General features: G+C 61.3%; 12 protein-coding genes. 4 read left to right on the top strand and 8 right to left on the bottom strand.

Going from position 1 to position 12786, the window contains the following annotated elements:
- The first annotated feature begins 13 nt into the window (after positions 1-13).
- The gene (locus DXT77_RS08505) at positions 14-865 is read left to right on the top strand and encodes a CAP domain-containing protein (protein WP_119427316.1); all 852 of its coding nucleotides are present in this window, start codon (positions 14-16) and stop codon (positions 863-865) included.
- 65 nt (positions 866-930) lie between these two features.
- Here the strand turns inward: DXT77_RS08505 and DXT77_RS08500 are convergent, their stop codons facing one another.
- The 4 genes from DXT77_RS08500 to DXT77_RS08485 all read right to left on the bottom strand — a co-directional run bounded on the left by DXT77_RS08500 (position 931) and on the right by DXT77_RS08485 (position 5953).
- Positions 931-1083 carry a DUF2474 domain-containing protein gene (locus DXT77_RS08500; RefSeq protein WP_119427315.1) on the bottom strand — a complete coding sequence of 51 codons (153 nt, stop codon included), beginning with the start codon at positions 1081-1083 and terminating at the stop codon, positions 931-933.
- On the bottom strand, positions 1070-2086 hold the full coding sequence (cydB, locus tag DXT77_RS08495; RefSeq protein ID WP_119427314.1) for a cytochrome d ubiquinol oxidase subunit II: 1017 nt from the start codon (positions 2084-2086) through the stop codon (positions 1070-1072). The genes DXT77_RS08500 and cydB overlap by 14 nt, the downstream gene beginning before the upstream one ends.
- A gap of 17 nt (positions 2087-2103) precedes the next feature.
- Entirely contained in the window at positions 2104-3519 is a 1416-nt protein-coding gene (locus DXT77_RS08490; RefSeq protein ID WP_119427400.1) for a cytochrome ubiquinol oxidase subunit I, read from the bottom strand.
- A 109-nt stretch (positions 3520-3628) separates the two neighbouring features.
- Positions 3629-5953: an FdhF/YdeP family oxidoreductase gene (locus DXT77_RS08485; RefSeq protein WP_119427313.1), complete on the bottom strand. Its 2325-nt coding sequence runs from the start codon at positions 5951-5953 to the stop codon at positions 3629-3631.
- A gap of 356 nt (positions 5954-6309) precedes the next feature.
- Here DXT77_RS08485 and moaA point away from each other — a divergent pair, with 356 nt between their 5' ends.
- Together moaA and DXT77_RS08475 are read left to right on the top strand one after the other, a co-directional pair.
- The gene (gene moaA / locus DXT77_RS08480; protein WP_119427312.1) at positions 6310-7308 is read left to right on the top strand and encodes a GTP 3',8-cyclase MoaA; all 999 of its coding nucleotides are present in this window, start codon (positions 6310-6312) and stop codon (positions 7306-7308) included.
- Between the two features lie 28 nt (positions 7309-7336).
- Positions 7337-8236: a bestrophin family protein gene (locus DXT77_RS08475; protein ID WP_085711473.1), complete on the top strand. Its 900-nt coding sequence runs from the start codon at positions 7337-7339 to the stop codon at positions 8234-8236.
- A 140-nt stretch (positions 8237-8376) separates the two neighbouring features.
- On the opposite strand, the gene DXT77_RS08470 is transcribed toward DXT77_RS08475, so the two are convergent.
- From DXT77_RS08470 to DXT77_RS08460, 3 genes are all read right to left on the bottom strand, one after another.
- Positions 8377-9663 carry an ATP-binding protein gene (locus DXT77_RS08470; RefSeq protein ID WP_119427311.1) on the bottom strand — a complete coding sequence of 429 codons (1287 nt, stop codon included), beginning with the start codon at positions 9661-9663 and terminating at the stop codon, positions 8377-8379.
- Positions 9664-10371, bottom strand: a complete 708-nt coding sequence (locus DXT77_RS08465; protein WP_119427310.1) for a response regulator — start codon at positions 10369-10371, stop codon at positions 9664-9666.
- Positions 10372-10510: 139 nt separating this feature from the next.
- The gene (locus DXT77_RS08460) at positions 10511-11119 is read right to left on the bottom strand and encodes a tRNA-(ms[2]io[6]A)-hydroxylase (protein WP_085610660.1); all 609 of its coding nucleotides are present in this window, start codon (positions 11117-11119) and stop codon (positions 10511-10513) included.
- Between the two features lie 158 nt (positions 11120-11277).
- Between DXT77_RS08460 and DXT77_RS08455 the strand changes: the two genes are divergently transcribed.
- The gene (locus DXT77_RS08455) at positions 11278-12141 is read left to right on the top strand and encodes a universal stress protein (RefSeq protein WP_065260604.1); all 864 of its coding nucleotides are present in this window, start codon (positions 11278-11280) and stop codon (positions 12139-12141) included.
- A gap of 45 nt (positions 12142-12186) precedes the next feature.
- Here DXT77_RS08455 and DXT77_RS08450 read toward each other — a convergent pair whose 3' ends face one another.
- A complete protein-coding gene (locus DXT77_RS08450) occupies positions 12187-12657 on the bottom strand; it encodes a DUF1289 domain-containing protein (RefSeq protein WP_085711613.1) in 471 nt (156 codons plus the stop codon).
- Positions 12658-12786: the final 129 nt, after the last annotated feature.

Here is a 12786-nt window from a genome sequence, read left to right as displayed (position 1 = left end):
AAGGGAGATCTCCATGCGCTTCATGCCATCCGTTCTGCGATTCGCCGCGTTGTCCACGGGCCTGGCGCTGGCCGCTTCGGCCATGGCCAGTGACGAGTCGCAATTGATCGAGTCGATCAACAGCTACCGCAGCCAGCCACAGCGCTGCGGTACCCAGGCATCCAGTGAATTGCCGCCGCTGTCGGCCGACCCGCGCCTGCATCTGCCGGCCAGCGGTGTCGTCGATCTGCAACAGGCCATGGCCAGCGCCAGCTATCCGATGGTCAACGTGCAGGCGATCACCCTCAACGGCCCTCGGGATGCGGCGGCGGCGATGAAGGCGATTCAGGAGAGCTTCTGTCAGGTGGTGCTGGATCCGCAGTTCGTCGATATCGGCGTCAGCCGCGCCGACCGTGACTGGCGCATCACCCTGGCACGACCGCTGCTGTCGGCACGCCTGGGCGACGGACAAGCCGAAGGCCAGAAACTGCTGACGCAACTCAACGCCGCCCGCAGCCAGCCGCGCCAGTGCGGCGGCCAGTCGTTCTCCGCGGCGGCGCCACTGGCGTGGAACGCAGTGCTCGGCGGAGTGGCCCAGGATCACAGCCGCGAGATGGCCAACAACAACTATTTCGATCACAAGGACCGCAACGGCGGTACCCCCGGTGACCGCGCCGAACTGGCCGGTTACAGCGGCCAGCAGGTCGGCGAGAACATCGCCGCCGGGCAGGATACGGTGCAGAAAGTCGTCGCCGGCTGGCTCGCCAGCCCCGGCCATTGTGCCAACCTGATGAACCCGCAGTACCGCGAACTGGGTGCTGCCTACGCAGTCGATCCGAAGAGCAGCGCCGGCATTTATTGGACCGCGATGTTCGGCGGGGAATAAACCTCAAGGCGCCCTCCCATCAGGAGGATGCAAAAAAACCGGAGCCTGGCTCCGGTTTTTTATTGTCAGTGAGTCCTCATCCCCGCCGCATACATCGCCAGTTTCAGCAGACTCGCCACCACCGCCAGCGACACCACGCTGCCGGACCAGATCAGCAACAGCCAGCCCAGACGTTTGTACCAGCGGCTCTTCACTTCACGCATGTCAATGGTAGCCATCGCCGATCCTCACTTTGCCGCGGAACACGTAGTAGTTCCAGAAGGTGTACATCAGGATCACCGGCAGGATAAACAGCGCGCCAATCAGGGCGAACAACTGGCTGGTAGCCGGTGATGCCGCCGCCCACAGACTGACCGACGGCGGGATGATGTTCGGCCAGATACTCAGCGCCAGACCGATGTAACCGAGGAACATCAGCACCAGGGTGAACACGAACGGCCAGTGGGTGTGTCGCTGACGCAGCGAACGCAGCAGCCCGAACAGCGCCAGTGCCGCCAGCACCACCAGCCCGGCGAACACGGTCAGGTGCGCATGGTTGAACCAGCGACTTGCCAGTACCGGGTGCAGTTGCAACGTCCACGCGCCGATCACCACCACCATCGCCAGCAGCAGCCAGGCCAGCGGACGGCTGTAGTGACGCATCCGCGACTCGAGCATGCCTTCGGTTTTCACCAGCAGCCAGGTGCTGCCCAACAAGGCATAGGCGACCACCAGACCGACGCCGCAGACCAGCGGGAACGGTGCGAGCCAGTCGAGACTGCCACCGGCGAACTGCCGATCCACCACCGGAATCCCGGCCACATACGCGCCGATCACCACGCCCTGGGAGAACGTCGCCAGCAGCGAGCCGCCAATGAACGCCCAGTCCCACAGATGACGTTTTTCAGGCGGCGCCTTGAAGCGAAACTCGAACGCCACACCACGGAAAATCAGCCCCGCGAGCATGAAGATCAGCGGCAGATACAGCGCCTCCAGAATCACCCCGTAAGCCAGCGGAAACGCGCCGTACAACGCCGCGCCGCCGAGCACCAGCCAGGTTTCGTTGCCGTCCCACACCGGTGCGACGGTGTTCATCATCACGTCGCGTTCCTGTTCGTCGCTGATCATCGGGAACAGGATCCCGAGGCCCAGATCGAAGCCGTCCATGATCACGTACATCATCACCCCGAAGGCAATGATCACACCCCAGATCAACGAGAGATCGATACCTTGAATACCCATGACTCAACGCTCCTTTATCAGTGGACCCGGGTCGCGGATTCGAGGTTGTCGGTAACCGCCGAAAGTGGCCGGCGCGGGGTCTGCAACGGGGTGCCTTCGGGCGGGTGTTCGTGGTGCGGCTGCGGGCCCTTGCTCACCAGCTTCATCATGTAGCCGATGCCCACGGTGAACACCGAGCAGTAGATGACGACGAACAGCGCCAGCGACGTGCTCATCTGCGCCACCGAGTGATGGGAAGCGGCGTCATGGGTGCGCATCAGGCCGTACACCACCCACGGCTGACGCCCGACTTCGGTGGTGATCCAACCCGCCAGCAGCGCGATCAGTCCGCTCGGCCCCATCAGCAGCACCAGCCGCTGGAAGCCGCGATGACGGTAGACCTTGCCATTGCGCCGCAACGCCAACCCCAGGATTCCGACCAGAATCATCAACATGCCGAGCCCGGCCATCACGCGGAAGCTCCAGAAAATCACGGTCGAGTTCGGCCGGTCTTCTTTCGGGAAGCTCTTGAGCGCCGGGATCTGCTTGTCGAAGCTATGGGTGAGGATCAGGCTGCCGAGGCATGGAATCTCGATGGCGTATTTGGTTTTCTCCGCCTGCATGTCCGGGATGCCGAAAAGCACCAGCGGGGTCGGCCCGTTGTCGGCGTTTTCCCAGTGACCTTCAATAGCGGCGATTTTCGCCGGTTGGTGCTCCAGGGTGTTCAAGCCATGGGCGTCACCGACCACCGCTTGAATCGGCGCGACGATCAGCGCCATCCACAGCGCCATGGAAAACATCTTGCGCACCGGTTGGGTGTCGTTGCCGCGCAGCAAATGCCAGGCTGCCGAAGCGCCAACGAAGAACGCCGTGGCAACGAATGCGGCAATCGCCATGTGCGCCAGACGGAACGGGAACGACGGGTTGAACACGATCGCCAGCCAGTCCAGCGGCATCACCCGACCATCGACGATTTCGAAACCCTGCGGGGTCTGCATCCAGCTGTTGGAGGCGAGAATCCAGAAAGTCGAGATCAGCGTGCCGATGGCGACCATCACCGTGGCGAAGAAGTGCAAGCCACGGCCGACGCGGTTCCAGCCGAACAGCATCACCCCAAGGAACCCCGCCTCAAGGAAGAACGCGGTCAGCACTTCATAGGTCAGCAACGGCCCGGTGATGCTGCCGGCGAAGTCGGAAAATCCGCTCCAGTTGGTGCCGAACTGGTATGCCATGACCAGACCCGAGACCACGCCCATGCCGAAGTTGACGGCGAAGATCTTCGACCAGAAGTGGTAAAGATCGCGGTACGTGTCGTTACGGGTTTTCAGCCACAGGCCTTCGAGCACCGCCAGGAAACTCGCAAGACCAATGGTGATCGCCGGGAAAATGATGTGGAACGAAACCGTGAACGCGAATTGAATTCGCGCCAGGTCCAGTGCCTCCAGGTTGAACATGATGATGTCCTCATCAAGGCTGAAAAGCGGCAGCACACGGCCGGGCCACCGCCAGGCGCGAATGCCTGCAGCCAGTCAGATTGCAAAAGGGTTGGATCGCGTGGGTCGGTTACACCACCGACGACGGGATCAGGTTGCTCGCCTCGGCCGCTTCGAGGCGGATCGCCACGAATTTGGAGGTCGGCGTGTAGGTGCGGTCACCGTAGCTTTCCAGCGGCACCAGCGGATTGGTCTCCGGGTAGTACGCGGCAGCCTGCCCGGCCGGAATGTCGTAGGCGATCAGGGTGAAACCGCTGACCCGACGCTCACGCTCGTCATCCCACAGCGCTACCAGATCAACCTTCTGCCCCGGTTCGAAACCGAGCCGGCGGATGTCCTGCTCGTTGGCGAACACCACGTCGCGCATGCCGTAAACCCCGCGATAACGGTCGTCGAGGCCGTACAGCGTGGTGTTGTACTGATCGTGAGAACGCATGGTTTGCAGGATCAGATGCGGTTTGACCGGCAGGTTGCGCACGCCTTCGCTGATCAGATGTTCCGGCAGCACGCACGGGGTGAACTGGGCTTTACCGGATTCGGTGTTCCAGACACGGTCGGAGGCGTCGTTGCCGAGGTGGAAGCCACCGGGGATCAGCAGTTTCTCGTTGAAATTGTCGAAGCCCGGAATCACGTCGGCGATCAGGTTGCGGATGCGTCCGTAGTCGCCCACCGCCCATTCCCAGTCGATCGGGTGCTTGCCCAACGTGGCGGCAGCGATCCCGGCAATGATCGCCGGCTCGGATTTCAGATGCGCCGACTTCGGTTTCAACTGGCCGAACGACAAATGCACCATGCTGAAGGTGTCTTCCACGGTCACGCCTTGCGGGCCTTCGGCCTGAACGTCGATGTCGGTACGGCCGAGGCACGGCAGGATCAGCGCGTCACGCCCGGTCACCAGATGGCTGCGGTTGAGCTTGGTCGAGATGTGCACGCTCAGGTCGAGTTTGCGCATCGCAGCGTGGGTGCGCGGCGTGTCCGGCGTCGCTTGAGCGAAGTTGCCGCCCAGACCGATGAACACTTTGGCTTCGCCACGCTCCATGGCGCCGATCGCCATCACCGTGTTGTGGCCATGCATGCGCGGCACCTTGAAGTTGAAGCGTTTTTCCAGGGCATCCATCAGCTCGGTCGGGGCCAGTTCGTTGATGCCCATGGTGCGGTCGCCCTGCACGTTGCTGTGGCCGCGCACCGGCGACAGCCCGGCGCCCGGACGGCCGACGTTGCCCCGCAGCAATTGCAGGTTGATGACTTCCTGCAGGGTCGGCACCGAGTGCACGTGCTGGGTCAGGCCCATGGCCCAGCACATGATCACGCTCTTGGCGCGGGCATACATGCGCGCGGCCAGTTCGATGTCATGCAGCGGCACGCCAGACTGCTCGACGATGTGCTCCCAGCTCGTGGCATCGACTTCGGCCAGATAGCTGTCGAGGCCCGACGTGTGCTCAGCAATGAACGCGTGATCGAACACCGGCTCGCCGCCGGTAGCCTGGGCTTCACGCTCCCACTCCAGCAGAAACTTGGCCATGCCGCGAATCATCGCCATGTCGCCGCCCAGTGCCGGGCGGAAGTACGCAGTATTGGTCGCTTCCCAGCCGTTGCTGAGCATCTCGATCGGGTTCTGCGGGTTCTGGAAACGCTCCAGCCCACGCTCCTTCAGCGGGTTGATGCACACCACCTGCGCGCCGCGTTTTACCGCTTCGCGCAGCGGTTCGAGCATGCGCGGGTGGTTGGTCCCGGGGTTCTGTCCGATGACGAAAATCGCGTCGGCGTGGTGCAGGTCTTCATAGACCACTGTGCCTTTACCGACACCGAGGCTTTCGCCCATGCTCACCGCACTGGCTTCGTGGCACATGTTCGAGCAGTCCGGAAAGTTGTTGGTGCCGTAGGCGCGGACGAACAACTGATAGAGAAACGCCGCTTCGTTGCTGGCACGACCCGAGGTGTAGAACTCGGCCTCGTGAGGGGATTTCAGGCCTTTGAGGTGCTTGGCGATCAGTGCGAATGCTTCGTCCCAAGTGGTTTCGACATAACGGTCGACTCGTGCGTCGTAGCGCATCGGATGGGTGATTCGGCCCTGATATTCGAGCCAGTAGTCGCTCTGCTCGGCCAGCGTCGACACCGTGTACTTGTTGAAGAATGCCGGATCGACCAGGCGGCCGGTGGCTTCCCAGTTCACCGCTTTGGCGCCGTTCTCGCAGAACTTCAGCATGCTCGCACCGGGTGCTTCACCCCAGGCGCAACCGGGGCAGTCGAAGCCGCCGTTCTGGTTGGTCTTGAGCATGGCGCGGATGTTTTTCAGGGCGTTTTCACTGCCCAGCCAGTTCTTCGTGAGGCTGATCACAGCGCCCCAACCCGCAGCGGCGCCCTTGTAGGGTTTGTAACGGTCGACTTGTGACATGGGACTTCTCCATGACGATGCACACAGGCAAAAACCTGATCGGGTTTAAACAGCGACGACTGACTTTCAAGTTAAAAAGCGGTCGTTTCGTTTGACGGGGCCAAGGATATGAACCGCTGCAAAAACTTGTCTAATCGCTATTAATGACTGCGTTATCGAAAGCATCTATCACGGATTAAAACCCTTTAAATCCAGGCACTTGCAAAACTAAGAAACGATAAATCCGGAATAATTATTTCATCATCGACAGCATCAATCGGCCGGTCATTAATAGTGATTGGACGCTGTTCCAAGTTGCTCATAACCTGCGCCGACCCAATCCCTTCAATAGCGGATTTCACCCAAGCGAGGCTGTCATGTCAGAGCGCGTCTTGATCGATGGATACAACCGCCGCGTCGACTACCTGCGCATGTCGGTCACCGACCGCTGCGACTTCCGCTGCGTCTATTGCATGGCCGAAGACATGCAGTTCCTGCCGCGCCAACGGGTGCTGACGCTGGAGGAGATCTATCAACTGGCGCAGAGCTTTGTCGCGCTGGGCACCCGCAAGATTCGCCTGACCGGTGGCGAGCCGCTGATTCGTCCCGGTGTCGTCGGCTTGTGCAAGCAGATCGCCGACCTGCCCGGCCTGCGCGAACTGTGCCTGACCACCAACGGCTCGCAGCTCGTCAAACTTGCCAGCCCGCTGTTCGACGCCGGGGTCAAGCGCCTCAACGTCAGCCTCGACAGCCTCGATGCCGAACGCTTCAAGCAGATGACCCGCACCGGCGACCTGGCACAAGTGATCAACGGCATCGATGCCGCCCGCGAGGCCGGATTTACCCGCACTAAACTCAACTGCGTGGTGATGCAGGGCCGCAACGATCACGAGATCAACGATCTGGTGCAGTTCGCCATCGAGCGGGATCTGGATATTTCCTTCATCGAGGAAATGCCGCTGGGCATCATCAGCGAACACAGCCGCGCCGAGTCGTTCTTCTCCAGTGCCCAGGTGCGTGAGCGGATTGCCGAGCGCTTCACCCTGATCGATTCCGCCGAATCGACCCATGGCCCGTCGCGCTACTGGCGGCTGGCAGAAGCGCCGCATATCCGGCTGGGGTTCATTTCGCCCCACAGCCATAACTTTTGCGGCACCTGCAACCGGGTGCGGCTGACGGTCGAGGGGCGTTTGCTACTGTGTCTGGGGAACGAGCATTCGGTGGACTTGAAAGCGGTGCTGCGCGCTCATCCGGGTCAACCGCAACGGCTGGAGAAAGCGATCATCGAAGCGATGAAGCTCAAGCCTTACCGGCACAACTTTGAAGTGAACGACGACGTGCAAGTGGTGCGTTTCATGAACATGACCGGCGGTTGAGCCGCCACGTTTTCAAGGCAAAAACAGCATGATCATCCGACCCAAGGTCAACCAGTTCGCCATCCTGTTCACCCTCAAGGGCTCGATTGCCAAACGCATCGCCCTGCGCACCCTGATGGTCACGTTGCTGGCGTCGGCCATCGTGCTGGTGGAAATCCTCCACCCGAGCAACTTCACCAAGGTCAACGCCACGCCGTTCACCCTGCTCGGCCTGTCGCTGTCGATCTTCATGAATTTTCGCAACAACGCCTGCTACGACCGCTGGTACGAGGCGCGCAAGGCTTGGGGTGAGGTGATCGTGCATGTGCGATCGGTGATTCGCGAAACCCATGTCATCCGCGAATCGGCGCAGCGCCGCTTGCTGTTGCTCAATCTCTGCGGTTTTGCCCACGCCTTGAATGCTCGGCTGCGCCGGGAAAACGAAGCTGCCGCCAGTGCCGAGTGGATAACCCCGCAACACGACGCACAGGTGCCGGACTACAGCGGCCGCATCCTGCAAACCGTCGGCCAGCAATGCTCCGATCTGCATGAAGCGGGCGACCTCAGTGAATGGCGCTACATGTTGTTGGCCAATCACCTGACCAGCCTGACCCAGGCGCAAGCGGTGTGCGAGCGGATCAAGAACACCCCGCTGCCCTTCCCTTACACCCTGCTGCTGCACCGCACGATCTACCTGTTCTGCATCCTGCTGCCGTTCGCCATGGCCGAACCGCTGGGCTGGCTGACGCCGTTGTTTACGGCAATTGTCAGCTACACCTTCTTTGGCCTGGATGCGATTGCCGATGAACTGGAAGACCCGTTCGGCCGGGATGAAAACGATTTGCCGACCGATGCGCTGGTGCGGGGTATCGAGCGGGATATTCTGGCGGAACTCGGTGTAGAGCCTTTGCCTCCGGCGCTGAAACCGGTGGACTACGTGCTCAGCTGAAGCTGACGCGTCGCTGCTCCCCTGTGGGAGCCAGCCTGCTGGCGATTACGGTGTGTCAGCTTGCAGATTAGTTGGATCAGGCACCGCTATCGTCAGCAGGCTGACTCCCACAGGGGGCATGCGGTGTTTTCTGGATCGGGTCAGTCCAGATGCGCCCAGGTCATGCGAAACGACGCCCCGCCCCACGGTGAATCGCCAACCTCGACCCGGCCGCCATGGGATTGCGAAACCCGCCGCACCAGCGCCAGCCCGAGGCCGAAACCACCGGTGCGACGGTCGCGGCTGGCGTCCAGGCGCGAGAATGGTTCGAAAATCTTCTCCCGACCGGCCAGCGGCACGCCCGGGCCGTCGTCGTTGACTTGCACTTCGTATTGATCGCCGATGCGCACCAGCGACACCTCGACCCGCTGCTCGGCATATCGAATGGCGTTACGCAGCAGATTGATCACCGCCCGCGCCATGAAACGCGGCTCGATCCGTACCTCTTCGACCCGACACTCGCCGATCAGCAGTTGCACGCCGGCAGCCTCGGCCTCCAGCGCCACGCTCCCGACTACACTGTCGAGCCAGTTGGCGGCCTGAATGTTTTCACGAGTGATGACCGTCGCGCCGCGTTCGAGGCTGGCGTAGGTCAGCAGTTCGGAGACCATTTCTTCCAGCTCGCCAAGGTCGGCGTACATGTCGGCGATCAGTTCGCGGTTCTGGCTGGCGTCCGGCTGTTGCTTGAGCTGGTCGAGTTCGAACGACAGCCGGGCTATCGGCGTGCGCAGTTCGTGGGACACGGCGTTGGTCAGTTCACGCTGATTGGCGATCAGGCCTTCGATGCGCGCCGCCATCAGGTTGAAGTGTTCGGCCAGATCGCGAATGTTCGAGCGTTTTGAAAGCTGGATACGCGCGGAGAGGTCGTTGTCGCCGAAACGCTCGGCGGCCAGGCGCAGTTTTTCCAGATCACGCCAGTGCGGGCGCACCCAGAAGTACAGGACGATCCCGAGCAGCACGGCCAGCATCATGTAAGCCGCCGAGATGTAGAACGGCATCAGGCTCGGCTCGGGCGGCAGCTTGATGCTGAGCAGTTGCGAGCCGCCGTCGATGTTGCTGATGAACTGGGTGTAGTCGTGGCGGATCACCAGCAGGCCCTGGGCCAGTTCGGCTTTTTCCTCATCGCTGAGCTTCAGTTGATCGGCCTCGACCAGACTCAGCGTCAACCCGTAGTGCGGGCGCAGCGCGTCCAGTTGCGCCTCCCGCGCCGCGCCTTTCTGGTCGCGCATGTGTTCGATCAGCGACCAGGCCTGGCCACGCACCGCCTCGCGGTTGTAGGCCTGCATCTGGTTGTCGAGCAGCGCGTTGAAGGTGTGTTCGACGGTTTGCAGCGCCGCCACCAGCCCGACGGTCATCACCAGAAACAGCCCGAGAAATAACCGCAGCATCTACAACTCCCACGCAAACGGATTGAACAGATAGCCCTTACCCCACACGGTCTTGATGCACGCCGGTTCGCGGGGGTTGTCCTTGAGTTTGTTGCGCAACTTGCTGATGTACACGTCGACGCTGCGGTTGAGACCGTCGAAGGCGATGCCGCGCATGCGGTTGAGAATGTCATCGCGCGACAGGATGTTGCCGGCAGCACTGGCCAGCAACCACAGCAGTTCGAACTCCATGGTGGTCAGCTCGATCAGCTCGCCGGCCAGACGCACTTCGCGGCAGCTGCGGTCGATAAGCAACTGACCGAACTCCAGGGAGCTGACCACACCACTGTCCGGCACTTGCCGGCGTTGCAGTGCCCGCAGACGCGCGAGCAGCACTGGCGGCTTGATCGGCTTGATCACGTAATCGTCGGCCCCGGACTCCAGGCCCAGAATGTGGTCGAGGTCATCTTCCTTGGCCGTCAGGATGACAATCGGCGTGTCCGACACGCTGCGGATTTCCCGGCACACGTGCAGGCCGCTCTGCCCCGGCAACATCAGGTCGAGCACCACGACTTTGGGCTTGAATTCAAGAAACGCGGCCACGGCCAGATCGCCGCGATGCACCGTGCGCACCTCGTAGCCGTGCTGTTCGAGAAAGTGGGCGATCAGCGCGGCCAGCCGCTCATCGTCTTCCACCAGCAGGACTCTGCCAAAACCCAGGTTATCCATAACGACCGTCGCCAACCCTCAGTGAAGTGGGCGACATTATGGCGGCATTCGCAGGCAAGACGATTATCGCGGGCAGCAAAAACCGGCCACTTGGGCCGGTTTTCGTTGATGTTTCATGCTCTTAAGAGTTTTTAACAATTCATGCCGCGACGGGTACGCCGCTGTGGAAACGGAATTCCTCGTCCGGTGACTCGATCAAGTCCTGCTCGGCGGCGCGGACTTTCTCGATCACTTGAGCGATGTCCTTGGCGTCGCCGTACTGGTAGGCCAGTTTCAGGTAACCCTGGAAATGCCGGGCCTCGCTTTTCAGCAGGCCGAAGTAGAACTTGCCCAGCTCTTCGTCCAGATGCGGCACCAGTGCTTCGAAACGTTCGCAACTGCGGGCTTCGATGAAGGCGCCGACCACCAGGGTGTCGACCAGTTTCACCGGTTCGTGGCTGCGCACCACTTTGCGCAGGCTCGAGGCATAACGGCCGGCGTGGAGCTGGCGCAGCTCGATCTTGCGCCGCTTCATGATGCGCATGACCTGTTCGTGGTGCACCAGTTCTTCCCGGGCCAGGCGCGACATCATATTGATCAGATCGACATGGGAATGGTACTTGGCGATCAGGCTCAACGCGGTGCTGGCGGCCTTGAACTCGCAGTTCTTGTGGTCGATCAGCAGGGTTTCCTGATCGGCCAGCGCGGCCTGGACCCAGGCGTCTGGCGTGCGGCAACCAAGGAATTCGTGGATTTCGGGAAGGATCATGGGGCTCACGGTCAAAGGTGTTCGAGCGAAGGGCGCCGATTATACCGGCCTGCCCGCAGACCACCAGCGCCAGCCCTTGATATGCATCAAGTCGCAGGCGCATCAGCAGCAACTATAGTTGTGCAACGCCGTGCCTTTTCATTGCTGGAGACTCACTCATGCAAGCCATTCGCAGCATTCTGGTGGTCATCGAACCCGAACACGCGGAAAGCCTGGCGCTCAAGCGCGCCAAGCTGATCGCCGGGGTGACCCAGGCCCATCTGCACCTGCTGGTCTGCGACAAGAAGCACGATCACGCCGGCATGCTCAGCGTGCTCAAGGCCGCGCTGTTGGCGGACGGTTACAGCGTCACCACCGAACAGGCGTGGAACGAGAGCCTGCACGAAACCATCATCGACGTGCAGCAGGCCGAAGGCTGCGGGCTGGTGATCAAGCAGCACTTCCCCGACAGTTCGCTGAAAAAAGCCCTGCTGACCCCGGCGGACTGGAAACTGCTGCGCCATTGCCCGACCCCGGTGCTATTGGTCAAAACCGCCGGTTCCTGGAAAGACAAGGTAATTCTGGCCGCTGTCGATGTGGGCAACGCCGACGGCGAACACCGTCACCTGCACACCACCATCATCGACCACGGCTATGACATCGCCAGCCTGGCCAAGGGGCATCTGCACGTGATTACCGCCCATCCGTCACCGATGCTCTCGGCCGCCGACCCGACCTTCCAGCTCAAGGAAACCATCGAGGCGCGCTATCGCGAGCAATGCCGGGCGTTCCAGGCTGAATTCGATGTCGATGACGAGCATTTGCATGTCGAGGAAGGCCCGGCGGACGTGCTGATTCCGTTCATGGCGCACAAGCTGCAGGCCGCCGTGACCGTGATTGGCACCGTGGCGCGTACCGGGTTGTCCGGGGCGTTGATCGGCAATACGGCCGAAGTGGTGCTGGATGCGCTGGAGAGTGATGTACTGGTGCTCAAGCCGCAGGAGGTTGAAGACCATTTGGTGGAGTTGGCGGTGAAGCATTAAGCATTGTTGTCATCCTGTGGCGAGGACACTCGCCACAGGTAACGCTCACTCGCCCAGCGCATCCTTCAGAAAACCGGGCGCGATGTAGCGCTGATAGTGCGCTTCCGACAGCAGGAAAAATTCCCGATCAATGGCATCGCGCAGTTCCGGCAGGTTCCAGTCGCGAAACTCCGGCAGCAGCACCATCCCGTAGGCTTCCAGATTAATGATCACCCGCGCGCCTCGGGCGATCAGCTGGTACGCCCAGCAATATTCCGACTGATGCGGCACGAAGCGGATCTTGCGCTGTTCCAGTTGCTGGCGCAGCCGTGCCGGATCGAAGACCTCGACCTTGCTCGCCATCACTTGTGACAGCAATTGCTCAAGACGCAGCCACACCGCGCGCTTTTCCTCCTCGTTGTAACCGTTCCAGTGGATCACTTCGTGGTGGAAACGCTTGCAGCCACGGCACACCAGATCACCGTAAACAGTGGAGCAGAGGCCGACGCAGGGGGTCTTGATGGTCTGATTGGGCATAAATGGGCAGAACACTTGAAACGCGGAACAGGTCGGCATGTTAGCCCTTTGTCCGGCATTCATCACCCCTCAAACGTCAGGGGCAAGCGCTGGATCGGGGTTTGACCTGCCCACGCACAACGCCACCAA

The organism is Pseudomonas sp. 91RF, assembly GCF_003576265.1.
GTDB classification, from domain to species: domain Bacteria; phylum Pseudomonadota; class Gammaproteobacteria; order Pseudomonadales; family Pseudomonadaceae; genus Aquipseudomonas; species Aquipseudomonas kribbensis.
The sequence above is the reverse complement of the archived record's forward strand: the minus strand, read 5'-3'. Positions and strand labels throughout refer to the sequence as shown.

Excerpts from the sequence above, each read along its gene's own strand:
- DXT77_RS08505 (WP_119427316.1), top strand. The coding sequence starts at position 14 with ATGCGCTTCATGCCATCCGTTCTGCGATTCGCCGCGTTGTCCACGGGC.
- DXT77_RS08500 (WP_119427315.1), bottom strand. The coding sequence starts at position 1,083 with ATGGCTACCATTGACATGCGTGAAGTGAAGAGCCGCTGGTACAAACGT.
- cydB (WP_119427314.1), bottom strand. The coding sequence starts at position 2,086 with ATGGGTATTCAAGGTATCGATCTCTCGTTGATCTGGGGTGTGATCATT.
- DXT77_RS08490 (WP_119427400.1), bottom strand. The coding sequence starts at position 3,519 with ATGTTCAACCTGGAGGCACTGGACCTGGCGCGAATTCAATTCGCGTTC.
- DXT77_RS08485 (WP_119427313.1), bottom strand. The coding sequence starts at position 5,953 with ATGTCACAAGTCGACCGTTACAAACCCTACAAGGGCGCCGCTGCGGGT.
- moaA (WP_119427312.1), top strand. The coding sequence starts at position 6,310 with ATGTCAGAGCGCGTCTTGATCGATGGATACAACCGCCGCGTCGACTAC.
- DXT77_RS08475 (WP_085711473.1), top strand. The coding sequence starts at position 7,337 with ATGATCATCCGACCCAAGGTCAACCAGTTCGCCATCCTGTTCACCCTC.
- DXT77_RS08470 (WP_119427311.1), bottom strand. The coding sequence starts at position 9,663 with ATGCTGCGGTTATTTCTCGGGCTGTTTCTGGTGATGACCGTCGGGCTG.
- DXT77_RS08465 (WP_119427310.1), bottom strand. The coding sequence starts at position 10,371 with ATGGATAACCTGGGTTTTGGCAGAGTCCTGCTGGTGGAAGACGATGAG.
- DXT77_RS08460 (WP_085610660.1), bottom strand. The coding sequence starts at position 11,119 with ATGATCCTTCCCGAAATCCACGAATTCCTTGGTTGCCGCACGCCAGAC.
- DXT77_RS08455 (WP_065260604.1), top strand. The coding sequence starts at position 11,278 with ATGCAAGCCATTCGCAGCATTCTGGTGGTCATCGAACCCGAACACGCG.
- DXT77_RS08450 (WP_085711613.1), bottom strand. The coding sequence starts at position 12,657 with ATGCCCAATCAGACCATCAAGACCCCCTGCGTCGGCCTCTGCTCCACT.